The organism is Streptococcus sp. UMB0029, from assembly GCF_002871495.1.
Taxonomy (GTDB): domain Bacteria; phylum Bacillota; class Bacilli; order Lactobacillales; family Streptococcaceae; genus Streptococcus.
In genome coordinates this window covers 89,161-105,020 of the sequence record NZ_PNGD01000006.1, presented here as the reverse complement: position 1 = coordinate 105,020, position 15,860 = coordinate 89,161, and the positions used below count along the sequence as shown (strand labels likewise).

At 36.5% G+C, this 15,860-nt stretch carries 24 protein-coding genes; all 24 read left to right on the top strand.

Annotation, left to right across the window (positions count from 1 at the left end; all coding sequences use genetic code 11):
• The first annotated feature begins 45 nt into the window (after positions 1-45).
• Entirely contained in the window at positions 46-327 is a 282-nt protein-coding gene (locus tag CJ239_RS05390) for a VRR-NUC domain-containing protein (protein WP_102210794.1), read from the top strand.
• Positions 308-1,675 (top strand): DEAD/DEAH box helicase, encoded by a 1,368-nt coding sequence (locus CJ239_RS05385; protein WP_102210793.1) that lies wholly within the window; start codon positions 308-310, stop codon positions 1,673-1,675. Before CJ239_RS05390 ends, CJ239_RS05385 begins: the two co-directional genes overlap by 20 nt.
• Position 1,676: 1 nt before the next feature.
• Positions 1,677-2,159: a hypothetical protein gene (locus CJ239_RS05380; RefSeq protein ID WP_006153945.1), complete on the top strand. Its 483-nt coding sequence runs from the start codon at positions 1,677-1,679 to the stop codon at positions 2,157-2,159.
• Between the two features lie 185 nt (positions 2,160-2,344).
• Positions 2,345-2,572, top strand: coding sequence for a hypothetical protein (locus tag CJ239_RS05375; RefSeq protein WP_102210792.1), 228 nt, complete (start codon positions 2,345-2,347; stop codon positions 2,570-2,572).
• 55 nt (positions 2,573-2,627) lie between these two features.
• Complete coding sequence (locus tag CJ239_RS05370; RefSeq protein ID WP_049520278.1) at positions 2,628-2,822, top strand: hypothetical protein; 195 nt, start codon at positions 2,628-2,630, stop codon at positions 2,820-2,822.
• A 50-nt stretch (positions 2,823-2,872) separates the two neighbouring features.
• On the top strand, positions 2,873-3,910 hold the full coding sequence (gene metK, locus CJ239_RS05365; protein ID WP_102210791.1) for a methionine adenosyltransferase: 1,038 nt from the start codon (positions 2,873-2,875) through the stop codon (positions 3,908-3,910).
• A 1-nt stretch (position 3,911) separates the two neighbouring features.
• On the top strand, positions 3,912-4,277 hold the full coding sequence (locus CJ239_RS05360; RefSeq protein WP_102210790.1) for an HNH endonuclease: 366 nt from the start codon (positions 3,912-3,914) through the stop codon (positions 4,275-4,277).
• Positions 4,278-4,336: 59 nt separating this feature from the next.
• The gene (locus CJ239_RS05355; protein WP_102210789.1) at positions 4,337-4,894 is read left to right on the top strand and encodes an ADP-ribosyltransferase; all 558 of its coding nucleotides are present in this window, start codon (positions 4,337-4,339) and stop codon (positions 4,892-4,894) included.
• 238 nt (positions 4,895-5,132) lie between these two features.
• On the top strand, positions 5,133-5,564 hold the full coding sequence (locus CJ239_RS05350) for a hypothetical protein (RefSeq protein WP_001058892.1): 432 nt from the start codon (positions 5,133-5,135) through the stop codon (positions 5,562-5,564).
• A gap of 1 nt (position 5,565) precedes the next feature.
• A complete protein-coding gene (locus tag CJ239_RS05345; protein WP_102210788.1) occupies positions 5,566-6,822 on the top strand; it encodes a site-specific DNA-methyltransferase in 1,257 nt (418 codons plus the stop codon).
• Positions 6,819-8,000 (top strand): DNA cytosine methyltransferase, encoded by a 1,182-nt coding sequence (locus CJ239_RS05340; RefSeq protein WP_102210787.1) that lies wholly within the window; start codon positions 6,819-6,821, stop codon positions 7,998-8,000. Before CJ239_RS05345 ends, CJ239_RS05340 begins: the two co-directional genes overlap by 4 nt.
• A gap of 51 nt (positions 8,001-8,051) precedes the next feature.
• Positions 8,052-8,264: a DUF4314 domain-containing protein gene (locus CJ239_RS05335; RefSeq protein ID WP_102210786.1), complete on the top strand. Its 213-nt coding sequence runs from the start codon at positions 8,052-8,054 to the stop codon at positions 8,262-8,264.
• Between the two features lie 2 nt (positions 8,265-8,266).
• Complete coding sequence (locus CJ239_RS05330) at positions 8,267-8,497, top strand: hypothetical protein (RefSeq protein ID WP_102210785.1); 231 nt, start codon at positions 8,267-8,269, stop codon at positions 8,495-8,497.
• A gap of 44 nt (positions 8,498-8,541) precedes the next feature.
• On the top strand, positions 8,542-9,015 hold the full coding sequence (locus CJ239_RS05325; protein WP_102210784.1) for a phage terminase small subunit P27 family: 474 nt from the start codon (positions 8,542-8,544) through the stop codon (positions 9,013-9,015).
• Positions 9,012-10,604: a terminase large subunit gene (locus CJ239_RS05320; protein WP_102210783.1), complete on the top strand. Its 1,593-nt coding sequence runs from the start codon at positions 9,012-9,014 to the stop codon at positions 10,602-10,604. Before CJ239_RS05325 ends, CJ239_RS05320 begins: the two co-directional genes overlap by 4 nt.
• Positions 10,605-10,669: 65 nt before the next feature.
• Positions 10,670-10,963: an antitoxin gene (locus tag CJ239_RS05315; RefSeq protein WP_045615998.1), complete on the top strand. Its 294-nt coding sequence runs from the start codon at positions 10,670-10,672 to the stop codon at positions 10,961-10,963.
• Positions 10,956-11,294: a type II toxin-antitoxin system RelE/ParE family toxin gene (locus tag CJ239_RS05310; protein WP_006153450.1), complete on the top strand. Its 339-nt coding sequence runs from the start codon at positions 10,956-10,958 to the stop codon at positions 11,292-11,294. Before CJ239_RS05315 ends, CJ239_RS05310 begins: the two co-directional genes overlap by 8 nt.
• Before the next feature lie 69 nt (positions 11,295-11,363).
• Positions 11,364-12,650 carry a phage portal protein gene (locus CJ239_RS05305; RefSeq protein WP_102210782.1) on the top strand — a complete coding sequence of 429 codons (1,287 nt, stop codon included), beginning with the start codon at positions 11,364-11,366 and terminating at the stop codon, positions 12,648-12,650.
• On the top strand, positions 12,643-13,341 hold the full coding sequence (locus tag CJ239_RS05300) for a head maturation protease, ClpP-related (RefSeq protein ID WP_102210781.1): 699 nt from the start codon (positions 12,643-12,645) through the stop codon (positions 13,339-13,341). Before CJ239_RS05305 ends, CJ239_RS05300 begins: the two co-directional genes overlap by 8 nt.
• A gap of 18 nt (positions 13,342-13,359) precedes the next feature.
• Entirely contained in the window at positions 13,360-14,565 is a 1,206-nt protein-coding gene (locus tag CJ239_RS05295) for a phage major capsid protein (RefSeq protein ID WP_102210780.1), read from the top strand.
• Positions 14,566-14,567: 2 nt separating this feature from the next.
• Positions 14,568-14,825, top strand: a complete 258-nt coding sequence (locus tag CJ239_RS05290) for a head-tail connector protein (protein WP_000624227.1) — start codon at positions 14,568-14,570, stop codon at positions 14,823-14,825.
• Positions 14,825-15,178 carry a head-tail adaptor protein gene (locus tag CJ239_RS05285; RefSeq protein WP_102210779.1) on the top strand — a complete coding sequence of 118 codons (354 nt, stop codon included), beginning with the start codon at positions 14,825-14,827 and terminating at the stop codon, positions 15,176-15,178. The genes CJ239_RS05290 and CJ239_RS05285 overlap by 1 nt, the downstream gene beginning before the upstream one ends.
• Positions 15,156-15,524, top strand: a complete 369-nt coding sequence (locus CJ239_RS05280; RefSeq protein ID WP_102210778.1) for an HK97 gp10 family phage protein — start codon at positions 15,156-15,158, stop codon at positions 15,522-15,524. The genes CJ239_RS05285 and CJ239_RS05280 overlap by 23 nt, the downstream gene beginning before the upstream one ends.
• A 7-nt stretch (positions 15,525-15,531) precedes the next feature.
• A complete protein-coding gene (locus CJ239_RS05275) occupies positions 15,532-15,858 on the top strand; it encodes a hypothetical protein (RefSeq protein ID WP_102210777.1) in 327 nt (108 codons plus the stop codon).
• The last annotated feature ends 2 nt before the right edge of the window (positions 15,859-15,860 follow it).

Sequence of the window (15,860 nt, the reverse complement as noted above, 5' to 3'; positions counted from 1 at the left end):
GACCTCATTAGACCTCCACCATTTAAATCTGATGAGAGGACAAGTATGAGAGAAAAAGTGATTGAACAAAAGTTAGCAAGCAAGGTTAAAAAGCGTGGTGGTATATGTCCAAAGTGGGTATCACCTTCCTTTTCAGGAGTACCTGACCGACTGGTATTCTTACCCAATGGCAAGTTTGGTTTGGTGGAAGTAAAAGCACCTAATCAACATCCTAGAGCTTTGCAGGTGTCACGGCATAAGCTATTTGAACGTTTAGGATTTCGAGTCTATGTTTTAGATAATAAGAAAGATATTGAGGGGATATTGGATGAAATTGAAACTGCATGACTATCAAGAAGTCACCAAAGACTTCATCATAAAAACTCCTTATGCAGCAGTCATTTTAGACATGGGGATGGGAAAAACAGCTACAACCTTATCAGCTATTAATGAACTGATGTTTGATCGCTATGAAATTCATAAAGTACTGGTGATTGCTCCACTTAGAGTCGCAAATACAGTATGGAGTGACGAAATAGAGCAGTGGCAAGAATTGTCTCATTTGAGATATTCAAAAATTGTTGGCAACCCCAAACAACGACAAGCAGCACTACATAAAGATGCGGATATCTATATCGTAAATCGTGAAAACATCCCTTGGTTAGTTGAACAGTGTCATCCTCATTTCAAGTGGGATATGATTATCATTGATGAATTAAGTTCATTCAAATCATGGCAATCAAAACGTTTTAAAGCTTTTATGGCCATGCGTCCCTACATGAAACGAGTGGTAGGTTTAACAGGCACACCGAGTTCCAATGGATTGATGGATTTGTTTGCGGAGTTCAAAGTCATTGATGGCGGTGTCCGTTTGGGGCGTTTTATCGGAGAATACCGAAGTCGTTATTTTAGAGAGGGACGTAGAAATGGGAACGTCGTCTATGAATATATTCCAATGGACTATGCAGAGGCTCAAATCTTTGACAAGATTGATGACATCACAATTTCTATGAAAGCAATGGATTATCTCCAAATGCCGACATTAATCTCAACGAAAAAATCAGTTCATCTCACAAACGCAGAAGCAAAAAGATATAAAGAGTTTAAAAAGGAATCTGTTATTTCTGATTCTAACGAAATTGAAGTAACAGCAGCAAATGCTGCTAGTTTATCCAATAAACTGGTTCAAATGGCAAATGGTGCAGTTTATTCTGATGATCATAGAATTATCAAGTTACATGATCAAAAACTAGATGCACTTGAAGATATTATCGAAGCCGCAAATGGAGAACCTGTGTTGGTTGCTTATTGGTTCAAGCATGATTTACTTCGTATTCAAGATCGATTGAACAAGCTTAGGGTTAAAAGTACAGTTCTTAAAAGTGAAACTGATATTCATGAATGGAATAAAGGGAACATCACTGTGGGTTTGCTACACCCAGCTAGTGCAGGACATGGTCTAAATTTACAAAAGGGAGGTCATCACTTAGTGTGGTTTGGGTTAACTTGGTCTCTTGAACTTTACCAACAAACCAATGCTAGACTTTGGCGTCAAGGGCAACAATCAAACACAGTCATTATTCAGCATATTGTTACGGAAGGTACAATTGATGATGATATTCTAAAAGCCTTAACTACCAAAGACGCACAACAATCACGTTTGATTGAAGCAGTAAAAGCACAAGTAGGAGGTTGATATGGATAAAGTAGACTACTATTTCCAACACTATCAAGATGCAAAAAGAGATTTAATAATTGCAAAGAACTTGATTGAAAACTATAAACCCATTTCAGAAGATGCTTTTCTATACTCTCTTGCTACTAGACAGACAAATGAAGAACGTGTTAAAACGAGTAAAACAAATGTTAGGACAGAAAATATGGCTCTATCTTTTCATGATAAGTTCTTAGCAGAGGAAAGAGAATATCAGGAGTCATTGTTTGAAAAGTACTGTCATTTAAAAACTGATCTAGATTTCTTTGAACTTGCTGTTTCTTCTGTTGATGAAATTATGAGGGATGTAGTAGTTGATTTAGTCTTAGTTGGATTGACATGGGATGAGTTACTACCTAAGCATAATGTTTCTAGAATGACAGTTAGTCGATATAGACAAAAAGCCTTAAAACAAGTAAAAGAATATTACCGTTTTGCTGGGAAAACCTTGAGTATAAATGGCTAATGATACTAGGGTGTTACTAAGGTGGTACTACCCTGTTACTAAGTTGTTACTAAGATGGTACTGCTTTTTAAAAATGAGTGTGATATACTTAAGATGTCAAAAAAGATAGAAAATCGGCTAATTTCACTGGATAAAATTCTGGTTCTACGGTAATATACACCTAGAAAAATAAGAGGAGAATAACTATGTGGACCAGAGGTCAGATTCATTATCACGAAAAAATAGTTGATTACATAGCAAAAGTCAGTGACCAACCATCAGATGTAGGTATTGATTTAGGATGTGTATTCAAATTAGAGGTTGAGGTTGCTGAAAATACTATCATTTCTTATGACAGAGGATGGGATATCTACCCAGAATCTAATGAACAAGAAGCTATTCTTGAAGTGATTTTGAAAACTTTAAAAGTTTAAAATATCTTTAAAATAATGCACAAATGACTGGATATATCCCGCTCTTAGAGGTAATATGGTTACAACAAAAAAGAAAGAGGATAAAACCATGAAGAAAGAAGATATTTTAACAAAAATCGCAAAAAATAGAATAGGCGCTGAAACGCTAGAAACGAGAAATAGCGACAGCCTTGACTTTTATGACATCAGCGTTTGGGCATTGAAAGAAATGCTTGAACAAGCCTATGAAGCAGGTAGAAAAGCAAAATAAAAAAAACAGAGCCTTACCCAAATGGGGAGGCTTTTTGCGTGGAGGAAATAATGATTATTACGAGTGAACAAGTATCTAATGGTCATCCAGATAAAATTTGTGACCAGATTTCAGATGCAGTTCTAACAGTATGTTTAGAACAAGATAAGAATAGCAGGGTTGCAGTAGAAACTCTTATCAAAGATAATCATATAGTGGTTGCTGGTGAAATGAAAACAACAGCCTTGTTTGAATTAAAAACTGTTGTTCGAAATGTCGTTAAACCACTAGGAATGGAAAATATCATTGTGACAAATCTTATCGGATTACAAAGTGATGATATTTCTCAAGGTGTTGATACAGGTGGTGCTGGTGACCAAGGTATGATGTATGGCTATGCAACTGATGAAACTAACGAATACTTGCCGCTTCCCTACGTTTTAGCAACTCGTGTTCTTGAGAATCTTATGGAACTTCAGCATCCGCTCTTAGGGAAAGATGCTAAGGCACAGGTTTCTTATGATTATGACAATAAAAGAATTACAACATTCTTAGTATCAATTCAGCATAGCGATGAAATAACAATTGAGAATTTAAGATCTATTGTTAAAGAATCTATGATGAAAGTTGCTAAACAGTATAAACAAAACCTTGATTTTAATGTTTTAGTGAATCCTACTGGTCGTTTCGTTCTTGGTGGTTCTTATGCAGATGCTGGAGTTACTGGAAGAAAAATTATCGCTGATACTTATGGTGGATTTGCCCATCATGGTGGTGGTGCATTTTCAGGAAAGGATCCAAGTAAAGTGGATCGCTCAGGAGCTTATATGGCACGTAAGATTGCAAAAGACATCGTTCGTGAAGGATATGCTAAACGATGCGAAGTTCAATTAGCATACGCTATTGGGGTCGCAGAACCGGTTTCTATTCATGTAGAAACATTTGGAACAAGTAACTATACGAGCAAACAATTGGTAGGAATGATTAAAGAACGGTACGATTTAACACCGAAAGGGATTATCAAGGAGTTGGATCTTCTAAACGTAGACTACACTCAATCTACATGTTTTGGACATTTTACGAAACCAACTCTTCCTTGGGAGCAGTAAAATGCCACGTAGACCAAGAACTCCCTGCAAGCAGAATGGTTGTCCAAACCTTGTGACCTATGGAAACAGGTACTGCGATGACCACAAGACTAACCACGCACTTGATGCCAAGACAACCAAAGCTAAAGGTTACAATTCACGATGGAACAAAGCACGGATTCGTTACTTAAAGCTGAATCCCCTCTGTGTTTACTGTCAAAGAAATGGTCGACTGACCAAGGCGACAGTGGTTGACCATATCAGTCCCCACCGAGGTGACCAAGAACTCTTTTGGAATCAATCCAACTGGCAAGCTCTTTGTAAATCTTGTCATGATAGAAAGACCAAGACGACTGACAGATATGTAGAATATACCTATCGGTTTTGATAGAATTATTATATACTAGTAGAAAAGTATGAAATAAAATATAAGGAGTTTAATTTTCTATGAACTATATTAATTTTGTCAATAATAAAAAAGATGAAATTTCTCCGTATAGAATTTCAACGAGCAATAATAATGAGAAATATTTTGAAGCGCTTGAAAGATATTGCGGTAGTACATATTACAGTATCAATGAATATCTTCGAACTAAAAAAATAAAATATGGCGATAAGAATATCTTATGTCAAACGATAAATTCAATAAAATGTTTAGATGAAATAATTAATGAAGCCCCACAAGAGGAATATAAAGTTTTATACAGAGTCATCGATAAAGAGTTTTATAAAGAGCTAATGTCCTCTTCATCTTTTAAAGAGCGAGGATATTTAAGTACTTCAAAGATGGAACGTTGGGCCAAGGAAAAAGCAGAACTAGAGGATAAAGTTGTTATTAAACTATATGTAGAAAAAGATGTGAAGAGGATCGATATATCCCAAATAAATTATGGAACTTTTCCAAGAAGAACTGAATATGAAGTGCTTTTACAAAGAGGAACTATTTTAAAAAGAAGTTCCTCAGGTGATGACACTTTTATTGTGTCGTTACCAAATCAATGTTAATTCTTAAAAAAATTTTGGGGTAAGGGGGGATAAAATCTCTAAATCCTTGTCCGTAAAAGACCGACGCCCCCTCAAACGTACAATTTCGCAAAATTGATAAGGTGGGATATAAAAATCAATTCAAAATAGTAAAGAATCCAGTAAGAATATAGAATTAAGTGAGTGTTATTTTCGTAAATTTGTTTAAATTTAGGTACGAAAATAACCTTATTTTTTAGTATAAAAGTGAGGAACAGGTATGAATAACTTTCAACGAGAACAAATTTGGTTACTTAGAAAAAATGGCTTAGGATACGGTGAAGTTGCTAAAGTAATTGGTTTATCTAAAGACTCTGTTAAGAAGTATTGTAAAAGACATCCTGAGTTAAAGGGACAAGGAACATTACCGTATTTGATGGTTGAGAAACGAGTTCAAGATGGTACAAACTGTCCTCAATGTTTTCAACCTATGGTTCCTAATAAAACTGGACGGCCGAAGAAATTTTGCTCAGATAGGTGCAGAATAAATTGGTGGAAAAATCATCAAGAGGAACATGATAAGGAACAAACTGCATATGAAGAAATGACTTGCCAGTGTTGTGGTAAGTCATTTTTATCTTATGCCAATCCCAATAGAAAATATTGTAGCCATGCCTGCTACATACAGATAAGATTTTACAAAGGAGTCTAAAATGACGAACCAACCAACAATGGAAATAAAAGAACTTCCTCTGAAAGAATTAAAGCCTGCAGCTTATAATCCTCGAAAGAAACTGAAAAAAGGGGATAAAGAATATGAAAAAATTAAACAGTCGCTTCTAAAGTTTGGATATGTTGACCCTATTATTGTCAATGAAGATTTAACTGTAATTGGTGGTCATCAACGCTTGACAGTTCTTAAAGACCTTGACTATGAAACTGCTAAGTGTGTAATTGTAAAGCTTTCTAAAGAAGATGAGAAAGCATTGAACATTGCTCTCAATAAGATTACAGGTCAATGGGATGACGCTCTCTTAGCGGACTTACTTTTGGATTTACAGGAGTCTGATTTTAATCTAGACCTGACTGGTTTTGAACCGCCAGAGATTGATAATATCCTCTCTAATGTCCATGACAAGGAGTTGTCTGAAGATAAGTTTGATGTGGAAGAAGAATTGAAGAAACCAACGGTATCAAGACGTGGTGATATTTGGCAACTCGGAAAGCACCGAGTCATTTGTGGTGATTCTACCAAATCAGAAACCTACGACCAATTACTTGGTGATAAGAAAGCTAATTTAGTTGTAACAGATCCGCCTTATAACGTTGACGTTGAAGAGACGGCTGGGAAAATCCTAAATGATAATATGTCTGACGGAGACTTCTATCAATTTCTCCTTTCTATGTTTACTCAAGTAGAAAATCACATGGAAGATGATGCGTCTATCTATGTTTTTCATGCAGATACGGAAGGACTCAACTTCCGTAAAGCTTTTAAAGATGCTGGTTTCTATTTGAGTGGGTGTTGCATCTGGAAAAAGAACTCACTTGTATTAGGTCGTAGCCCATATCAATGGCAACATGAACCTTGTTTATATGGGTGGAAGAAAAAAGGAAAGCATCAATGGTTTAGTGATCGGAAGCAAACTACCATTTGGGAATATGACCGTCCTAAGTCTAGTAAAGACCACCCAACCATGAAACCAATTCAACTTATGGCTTACCCTATTCAAAACTCTTCTATGCGTGGAACAATAGTTTTAGATCCATTTTTAGGTTCTGGTTCTACTTTAATAGCTGCAGATCAGACTGGACGTGTTTGTTATGGAATCGAGCTTGATGAAAAGTTTGTGGATGTCATTGTTAAACGCTATATAGAAGTTACAGGCGATACTGAAGTAACCGTACAACGTAATCATGAGGTTTTAACTTATAACCAAGTGTTAAAGGAGTTGGAGGAACAAGTATGACACTAACATTTCTAGATTTCTTTTCCGGAGTTGGTGGCTTTCGACATGGGCTAGAATTAGCAGGAATGAAGTGTATAGGATTTTGTGAAAAAGATAAGTTTGCACGCAAGTCTTATGAAGCAATGTATGATACGAAAGGAGAATGGTTTCATGACGATATCACAACAATCGATCCAACACGATTACCAAAAGCAGATCTCTGGTGTGCGGGAAGCCCTTGTCAAAATGTGTCTATCGCAGGGAAACGAGCCGGCCTATACGGTGAGCGAAGTGGACTCTTTTTTACATTTGTTAAACTCATCAAAAGCCAAAAAGAAGAAGATAAACCCGAATGGGTTCTCCTTGAAAATGTTAAAGGACTTTTATCAAGTGGTGGGGGACGAGATTATCTCGACTATCTCTCTATCTTGGATGAATCAGGGTACGACCTTGAATGGCAAGTGTTCAACTCAAAAGATTACGGAGTACCACAAAATAGAGAACGCATCTATACTATCGGACATCTTAGAAGAAAAGGTCGACGAAAAGTACTACCTCTCAGCAGAGAAAGCAGTAGCCATCTTAAGCAACTTGTAGGCGGTATGCAAAGCTACCGTGTCTATGACCCCAGTGGTATTGCAACAACACTTGTTGGAGAGGGTGGTGGACTAGGAGCTAAGACAGGTCTATACCTGATTGACCAATCGCTAACTGGACCAAAGTTAACTGAAGAAGCAAGATGTATAACTGCTCGTTATACTGCTGGTGCAACAAAGCGTACAGCAATGAACTCTGGAGTGCTTGAGGTTCAACCAATTTTGACAAAAGGTATCAAGGTTAGGAATGGAACAAAGCAAGGTTATCAATTGGCGGAGGTTGGTGACTCGGTTGATCTTTCTTATCCAAGTTCATTAACGAGAAGGGCAAGAGTAGGGAGAGGAATAGCTCACAACCTTTCATGTAGCTGTCAGATGGGCGCAGTAGTTTGGAATGGTCGTGTTGTCAAAATTAGAAGGCTTACTCCAAAAGAGTGTTTTAGACTTCAAGGTTTCAGTGATGACTTATTTGAAAAGGCAAAAGCTGTAAATTCTGATGCACAACTCTATAAACAAGCAGGAAACGGAGTCACAGTGCCAGTTGTTTATGCTATTGGTTGTGCCATATTATCTTCAAAAATATCATCAAAAATAACTGGATAAAGATGAACTTTAGAGTTAATATGTACTAAACAAAAGAGAAGAGGTTGTATTATGGATGACTTAAAAGTGAAGACTTTGAAATCATTGTATCCCAATGGAACTCGAGTAAAATTACTCGAAATGGAGGATCCATTTGCGCCACCTATAGGTACTCTCGGTACGGTAATTGGTGTTGATGATATTGGTTCAATTTTAGTAAGTTGGGATAATGGACAAAGTTTAAATGTACTTTACGGAATTGATAAAATAATAAAATTGGGATAGTTATGTGGGAAATGATTACTAGAGGATTCAATGGTCGACACTATCATATTGAGTTTCTTAGGGAATTTAGTACCTATGACCGACATATTGATGGCGCTTGGATAGCAATCCTAAAAATTAAACGAAATAAAGAAATAGTTTTTCATTATGAATATGGCAAAATTACTGACCGAATGGATGATTTGGATAAAATTATCTATCAAGAAATAGTGGATACATACAATAAATTATAAATTGGAACTCGATCTGAGTTCTTTTTATTTTAGGAGGTGAATTAGTGGCAATTAGAGGACGTAAACCGAAACCTACAAATTTAAAAGTTCTAGAAGGTAATCCTGGTAAACGGCCTCTCCCAACGAATGAAGTAAAACCTCAAAAGAAGGCTCCACGTTGCCCCCAGTGGCTTGAAGAAGATGCTAAGAGGGAATGGAAGCGGATGGGAAAAATATTGGAACAAATGGGATTACTGACGGAAATGGATATGACCGCATTTGCAGGTTATTGTCAAGCATACGCACGTTGGAAAGAAGCAGAGGAGTTTTTATCAAAACATGGTTCTATCTTAAAGACACCAAATGGGTATTTACAGCAAGTTCCACAAGTTTCAATTAGTCAAACTAATTTAAAAATCATGCTGAAGTTTTGTGAACAATTTGGTCTAACCCCATCCGCTAGGAATCGTTTAGCTACTATGGATTCTGAGGTTGGTAAAGGTGACGAAATGGAAGATTTGTTGGGAGGTTTACTATGACTTTTCATTATGAACCAACTCCTTTTATGCTAGCTACATCACATTATGATAAAAGTAAGGCTGATAGAGCAGTGACTTTTATTCAAAACCTTTGTCATACTAAAGGAAAATGGGCAGGTCAGAAGTTTATACTTTTACCTTGGCAGGAACAGATAGTACGAGATTTATTTGGGATTGTTAAAGAAGATGGGAATCGTCAATTTCTAACTGCCTATATTGAAATTCCAAAAAAGAATGGGAAGAGTGAACTAGCAGCAGCAATTGCTCTTTATTTACTTTATGCAGATAATGAAGCTAGTGCAGAAGTTTATGGTGCTGCATGTGACCGAAATCAAGCCTCTATTGTATTCGATGTAGCAAAACAAATGGTACTAATGAGTCGACCTTTAGAGAAACGTTCAAAAATAATGGGTGCTACGAAACGAATTGTTAACTACTCTAATGCAGGTTTCTATCAAGTTTTATCCGCTGAGACTGGTACAAAACATGGTCTCAATGTTTCAGGACTCGTGTTTGACGAGATTCATGCCCAGCCCAATCGCCACCTCTATGATGTCTTAACTAAAGGTTCAGGTGATGCACGAGAACAACCCTTATTTTTTATCATTACTACTGCAGGAACAGATAAGAATTCAATTTGTTACGAGTTACATACAAAAGCACTTGAGATTTTAAAGGGCAGAAAGAAAGATACATCTTTTTATCCTGTCGTTTATGGTTTATCTGATGAAGAGGACTGGAATGACGAAAGTAACTGGTTAAAAGCAAATCCATCATTAGGTCATACCATTGGCTTAGACCGTGTCAGAGAAGCCTATAAACAAGCACTTGATAATCCTGCTGAAGAAAATGTATTCAAGCAACTACGACTAAATATGTGGACAAATTCTACGGTTGCTTGGATTCCTGAACATGTATACAACAAAGGCGATGCACCTATCAATTTTGAAAGTTTGAAAGGTCGTGAATGCTATGCAGGGCTAGACTTGTCAAGTACATCCGATATCACAGCCTTTGTTTTAGTTTTTCCACCTAGGAATGAATTAGAAAATTACATCATTCTACCCTATTTCTGGCTACCAAAAGATACTCTTGAACTTCGTTGTCGTAGAGATCATGTTTTGTATGACGTATGGGAACGGCAAGGCTATCTAAAGACGACAGAGGGTAATGTTGTTCATTATGGCTTTATAGAGAAGTTCATTGAGGAATTATCAAAGATATACAATATAAAAGAAATCGCCTATGATAGATGGAATGCAACGCAAATGGTGCAGAATCTAGAAGATATGGGGCTGACAATGATTCCTTTTGGTCAGGGGTACAAGGATATGAGTCCACCGTCAAAGGAATTATTCAAACTTATGATGGAAGGTCGTATACAACACGGAGGACAACCTGTTTTAAAATGGATGTCGCAAAACGTAGTTATGCGCCAAGACCCTGCAGGCAATATCAAACCAGATAAAGAGAAATCAATTGAAAAAATCGATGGAATTGTTGCTCTTATAATGGGGATTGATAGATGTATTAGACACCAAAATAATGATAGTAGTATTTATGATGAGCGAGGAATACTAAGCTTTTAGTTGAATTTTAAATCTAAAGATGATACAATGTATTTACAAAACATCTTTACAAAGAGGTATTAATTATGGCAAGTACTCAACCTGTTAATTTTAGAGCAGATTCGACTTTTTACCAACAAACGAAAGAAATCTTAGCTGATGAAAAGTTAACCCTGTCAGATATCTTTAATGCTGCACTTCGTAAAATTGCGACAGGTGCAGTTGATCCCAAAGAGTTCGTATTTAGTGATTCACAAGAGACTCAATATCAGGTTGCTTTTGAAGATTTAAAAAAGGAAATCTTGTTGGGCCATCAAGAAATTGAGCAAGGGAAACTAACGTCTTTAGCAGATGTAAGAAAGGAATTTGGACTTGAGTAATCATAAACGTTACCATGTTTCTCTTACGGATCAAGCTAAGAAAGACTTGAGAGAAATACATGATTATATTGTACTGAATTTTTACAGCCAGCAATCTGCCGATAGTAAATTAGACCTTATTTTAACGGCACTAGAAACTTTAGAAACATTTCCAGAAGCATGTCCTTTGGTGTCGAGTCGAGGTTATGGTGAATTAACAGATGACGGAAAACGTTATAGATATATGCCTATTGAAAATTACTTAGCTTTTTATTATATCGACAAATATGAGGTTTATGTCTCAAGAATTTTAAATTCCAAGCAGAATTGGGCTAAGTTATTCAATAAGTAAATTCAATTATAATTCGTAGAGCATCTCACAAATGAGGTGCTTTTATTGTACTCAAAAATGGAGGATTAGATGGGATTTTTAGATTTTATTGGAAAAAAAAGATCACGAGATAAACCGCATAATAGTTATGAGGGACAGGACTTTTCTTATCTTTTTGGACGAACTTCCAGTGGCGAAAATGTAGATGAATTTAAAGCGATGCAGACTACAGCTGTTTATGCTTGTGTGAGAATATTAGCTGAAGCTGTCGCCTCTCTACCCATTCACATTTATGAAAGAACATCTAATGGGAGGGAGAAAAAATTTGAACACCCTCTTTATTTCTTGCTTCACGATGAACCAAATCCAGAGATGTCTTCTTTTGTCTTTCGTGAAACTTTGATGACTCATCTTTTGATATGGGGAAATGCCTATATTCAAATCATAAGGGATAAGAGCGGTCAGGTTATCAGTTTGTATCCCTTATTACCAGATAAAATGTCAGTACACCGTGATGAAAATGGGAAACTTTACTACAAATATCAACGTCAGACCGAAGAAAATCCAAATTTCAAGGATAAAGGCAGTGTTATTTTAAAACAAGAAGATGTCCTTCACATTCCAGGTCTTGGTTTTGATGGATTGATTGGTTATTCTCCCATCGCATTAGCAAAGAACGCAATTGGAATGACCTTGGCTACAGAGAATTACGGAGCATCATTCTTTAAAAATGGTGCAAATCCTGGTGGTGTATTGGAACATCCAGGGATTTTGAAGGATCCAAAAAGAGTACGTGATTCTTGGAATGCGGTTTATAACGGTGTCACAAATGCACATAAAGTTGCAGTTCTAGAAGAAGGGATGAAGTACACTCAAATAGGTATTCCACCTGAAGAAGCGCAATTCTTACAGACTAGGAAGTTTCAAATCAATGAGATTGCACGTTTGTATAGGATACCACCACATATGATTGGTGATTTAGAAAAATCTTCATTTTCAAATATCGAGCAACAATCACTAGAGTTTGTTAAATACACATTAGACCCTTGGGTAGTTCGTTTAGAACAGGTCTTCAAGAGGTCTCTTTTTTTGCCTGAAGAAAAGAAGAAGTACTTTGTTAAGTTCAATGTAGATGGTTTATTACGTGGAGATTATCAAAGTCGTATGAGTGGGTATGCCATTGCAAGACAGAATGGCTGGCTATCTACAAATGATATTCGAGAACTTGAAGATTTAAATCTTTTAACAGATGAAGAAGGAGGAAACCTTTATTTGATTAACGGAAATATGACTAAATTAAAAGATGCTGGTGGTTTTATGACAAAACAGGCAATTGAACAACCTCAAGAAAAACCAAAGGAGGAAGAAGATGCGTAAATTTTGGAGTTTTTCAGACGAAGGGAATATTCGCACTCTTCGTATTGAAGGACAGATTGCTGATGAAACATGGTTTGGAGATGAAGTTACTCCACAACTCTTTAAAAATGATTTAAATGCAGGAAAAGGTGATATCACCCTCTGGATTAATAGTCCAGGGGGTGATGTTTTTGCCGCAGCACAAATCTATAACATGCTGATGGATTACGAGGGAAATGTACATGTCATTATTGATGGTCTTGCAGCAAGTGCTGCCAGTGTCATTGCCATGGCTGGAACAACAGTATCCATGAGTCCTGTTGCAATGATGATGATTCACAATCCATGGACGATTGCACAAGGTGAAGCAAAGGATATGGAAAAGATTATTGAAATGTTGGGGGAAATCAAAGAGTCCATTGTGAATGCCTATGAGTTAAGAACAGGATTATCTAGGGCAAAAATCTCACATTTAATGGATTCTGAATCATGGTTTAATGCGAGAAAAGCAGTTGAACTTGGCTTTGCGGACAAGATTTTATTCGGTAAAGATGAACCTAAAGAAGAGCTAGAACTTAGTAGTTATTCATTTAGTAGAGCCACTGCAGATCATAACCTTGTTGTTAAACTTCAAGCCAAAATTGATAGCTACAAACCTTTATCAACGACTCCCCTTAATCAGTTAAGAAAACGATTAGATTTATTGAAATAATGAAAGGAAAATTAACCTATGTCTAAATTACTTGAATTAAAAGAAAAACGAAATCAAGCTTGGGAGCAAGCAAAAACTTTCCTAGACTCAGTGCGAACTGATGATGGTTTAGTTTCAGAAGAGGATTCTAAACGCTATGATGAAATGGAAAGTAAAATCAATCGCTATAATCAAGAAATCGCTCGCATAGAACGACAAGAAAAGATTGATCTAGAACTTGCTCAACCAACTTCTCAGGCTTTGACAAGACAGCCTACCACTGTCTTAAAAGATAGTGAGGTAGAAGATGAGAAGAAGGGAACCAAGTCTGATGTCTATTCCAAAACATTTTGGACGAATGTCCGTAAGCGTAACTTCTTTGATGTTAAGGACGTCCTTCGTGTTGGAGAAGATACAGAGGGTGGCCATTTAGTACCTGATGAGTATGAGAAAAAACTAGTTCAAGGTCTTCAAGAAGAGAATTTCTTCCGGAGTCTAGCAACCGTCATTAAAACATCAAGTGGAGAGCGGAAGATTCCAGTTGTTACAGGGCATGGAACTGCGTCGTGGATGGATGAAAATGGACTTTATCCTGAAACTGATGAGACATTTGGTCAAGTAACACTTGATTCGCATAAGATTGGAACAGCTATTCGAATCTCAGAAGAATTGTTAAATGACTCAGTATTTGATTTAGAATCCTATATGACTAGTGAGTTTGCACGACGTATTGGTACAGAAGAAGAGAAATCATTCCTTATTGGAGATGGCTCAAAGAAACCAACAGGAATCTTTACGCAAGCAAATGTTACTGGTCCTACAACGACGACTAAAGACATTACGTTTGATGACATGATTGAATTGTATCATTCACTTCCTGCTCCTTATCGAAAAAATGCAGTGTGGATTCTTCATGATACAACTGTTAAAGCAATTCGTAAACTGAAAGACAATAACGGAAATTACATTTGGCAACCGTCTACACAAGCTGGACAACCAGATTTAATTCTTAACCGTCCATACTATACATCTACCTTTGCACCTCTACCTGAACAGGGGAATAAAGCTATTGCATTTGGTGATTTCTCTTATTACTGGATTGCAGATCGCCAAGGACGTACTTTTAAACGTCTTAATGAACTTTATGCTAATAATGGTCAAATTGGTTTTCTTGCATCTCAACGTGTTGATGGGAAATTAGTGTTACCAGAAGCGGTGAAAATTTTAACTGTGAAAGCAAAATAATCATGATAAGTCTAGAAGAAGCAAAACTTTACCTTAAGGTAGAAAACACAGATGAAGATGACTTGATTAAGCAATTGATTGATACAAGTAAAAAACTCTGTGAAGAAACATTAAGGCAGAATACTTACAGTGAGGTTCTAAGAATGGCAATCCTATATGGGGTTGCCTATCTTTATGAACACCGTGAAACAGCTAATTATAAAGAGTTAAAACAAATGTTATATCACTTACTATTAGCTGATAGGAAGGATATCTTTTGATGAAAATTGCTCCGTTACGTGACCGTCTTACATTTGAAGTGCGTAAAATTGTGGTTGATGAAATTGGAAATGAATCTTCAGTTTGGAACACCATTTTCCAAAGATGGTGTTCTAGTCGGCCATTGACCTTAACAGAAAATGAGGGGAGTGTGTCTAAACTCCTTTATAACAAAATTCAATTTACACTAAGGTACGACAAAGCGGTACTAAATCTAAGTTCATTAAAAACTAGGATAAAGTACAGAGACGCCTACTTTACGATAGATTCAATTGATGGTGATAGCGTTCCTAGGCAATTGATTTATATTGTAGCAACTAAGGAGAATGACTATGAACAGAATAGGAATGGATGAGTTGGAAAAAGTAATTGATCAAGAGTTGGGGGATTACATTAAAGAGACGACATCTACAATGCGAGAGGTAGTGGAAGAAGTAACAGACAGTGCTGTAGATACCTTAAAACTCTTATCTCCACGAAAAACTGGTAAGTATGCACGAGGTTGGAAAAGCAAGTCCACAAGTGACAGTCCTACAGGCTTAATAAAGACTATTCACAACCGAACACCAGGATTAACTCATCTCCTAGAAAATGGTCACGCTAAACAAAATGGTGGTCGAGTAGAAGGGCAAAAACATATTGAAATCGTTGAAAAAACTGCTGTTAAGTCACTTGAAGATAAGCTGAGACAAAGATTGTGAGGATTTAATGATATTAAAAGATTTCTATTACATTTTAACAAAAACAAAGTTGCCAGTAGCTTATCATCATTTTGAAGAAGGAAGAAGTCCAGTTCCGCCATTTATTGTATATCTTGTTAAGGAGTCTGAAAATGCTGGAGCTGATAATTGGAGCTATCATAAGACTCTTAATCTTCAAGTGGAACTCTATACCTTAAAGAAGGACTTAGAAATCGAAACCAAGATGGATGACTTATTTGATAGTCATTCAATTTTTTTTGACAAAGTAGAGACTTATATCTCAACTGAAAAACTCTATCAAATTACATATTACATTTCATTAAACGGAGGATAGTT

Coding starts and splice junctions, on each gene's coding strand:
- CJ239_RS05385 (WP_102210793.1), top strand. CDS start 308: ATGAAATTGAAACTGCATGACTATCAAGAAGTCACCAAAGACTTCATC.
- CJ239_RS05300 (WP_102210781.1), top strand. CDS start 12,643: ATGCGTAAATTTTGGAGTTTTTCAGACGAAGGGAATATTCGCACTCTT.
- CJ239_RS05345 (WP_102210788.1), top strand. CDS start 5,566: ATGACGAACCAACCAACAATGGAAATAAAAGAACTTCCTCTGAAAGAA.
- CJ239_RS05370 (WP_049520278.1), top strand. CDS start 2,628: ATGGTTACAACAAAAAAGAAAGAGGATAAAACCATGAAGAAAGAAGAT.
- CJ239_RS05280 (WP_102210778.1), top strand. CDS start 15,156: ATGAACAGAATAGGAATGGATGAGTTGGAAAAAGTAATTGATCAAGAG.
- CJ239_RS05305 (WP_102210782.1), top strand. CDS start 11,364: ATGGGATTTTTAGATTTTATTGGAAAAAAAAGATCACGAGATAAACCG.
- CJ239_RS05290 (WP_000624227.1), top strand. CDS start 14,568: ATGATAAGTCTAGAAGAAGCAAAACTTTACCTTAAGGTAGAAAACACA.
- CJ239_RS05390 (WP_102210794.1), top strand. CDS start 46: ATGAGAGAAAAAGTGATTGAACAAAAGTTAGCAAGCAAGGTTAAAAAG.
- CJ239_RS05275 (WP_102210777.1), top strand. CDS start 15,532: ATGATATTAAAAGATTTCTATTACATTTTAACAAAAACAAAGTTGCCA.
- CJ239_RS05360 (WP_102210790.1), top strand. CDS start 3,912: ATGCCACGTAGACCAAGAACTCCCTGCAAGCAGAATGGTTGTCCAAAC.
- metK (WP_102210791.1), top strand. CDS start 2,873: ATGATTATTACGAGTGAACAAGTATCTAATGGTCATCCAGATAAAATT.
- CJ239_RS05285 (WP_102210779.1), top strand. CDS start 14,825: ATGAAAATTGCTCCGTTACGTGACCGTCTTACATTTGAAGTGCGTAAA.
- CJ239_RS05295 (WP_102210780.1), top strand. CDS start 13,360: ATGTCTAAATTACTTGAATTAAAAGAAAAACGAAATCAAGCTTGGGAG.
- CJ239_RS05320 (WP_102210783.1), top strand. CDS start 9,012: ATGACTTTTCATTATGAACCAACTCCTTTTATGCTAGCTACATCACAT.
- CJ239_RS05340 (WP_102210787.1), top strand. CDS start 6,819: ATGACACTAACATTTCTAGATTTCTTTTCCGGAGTTGGTGGCTTTCGA.
- CJ239_RS05355 (WP_102210789.1), top strand. CDS start 4,337: ATGAACTATATTAATTTTGTCAATAATAAAAAAGATGAAATTTCTCCG.
- CJ239_RS05350 (WP_001058892.1), top strand. CDS start 5,133: ATGAATAACTTTCAACGAGAACAAATTTGGTTACTTAGAAAAAATGGC.
- CJ239_RS05315 (WP_045615998.1), top strand. CDS start 10,670: ATGGCAAGTACTCAACCTGTTAATTTTAGAGCAGATTCGACTTTTTAC.
- CJ239_RS05335 (WP_102210786.1), top strand. CDS start 8,052: ATGGATGACTTAAAAGTGAAGACTTTGAAATCATTGTATCCCAATGGA.
- CJ239_RS05380 (WP_006153945.1), top strand. CDS start 1,677: ATGGATAAAGTAGACTACTATTTCCAACACTATCAAGATGCAAAAAGA.
- CJ239_RS05330 (WP_102210785.1), top strand. CDS start 8,267: ATGTGGGAAATGATTACTAGAGGATTCAATGGTCGACACTATCATATT.
- CJ239_RS05375 (WP_102210792.1), top strand. CDS start 2,345: ATGTGGACCAGAGGTCAGATTCATTATCACGAAAAAATAGTTGATTAC.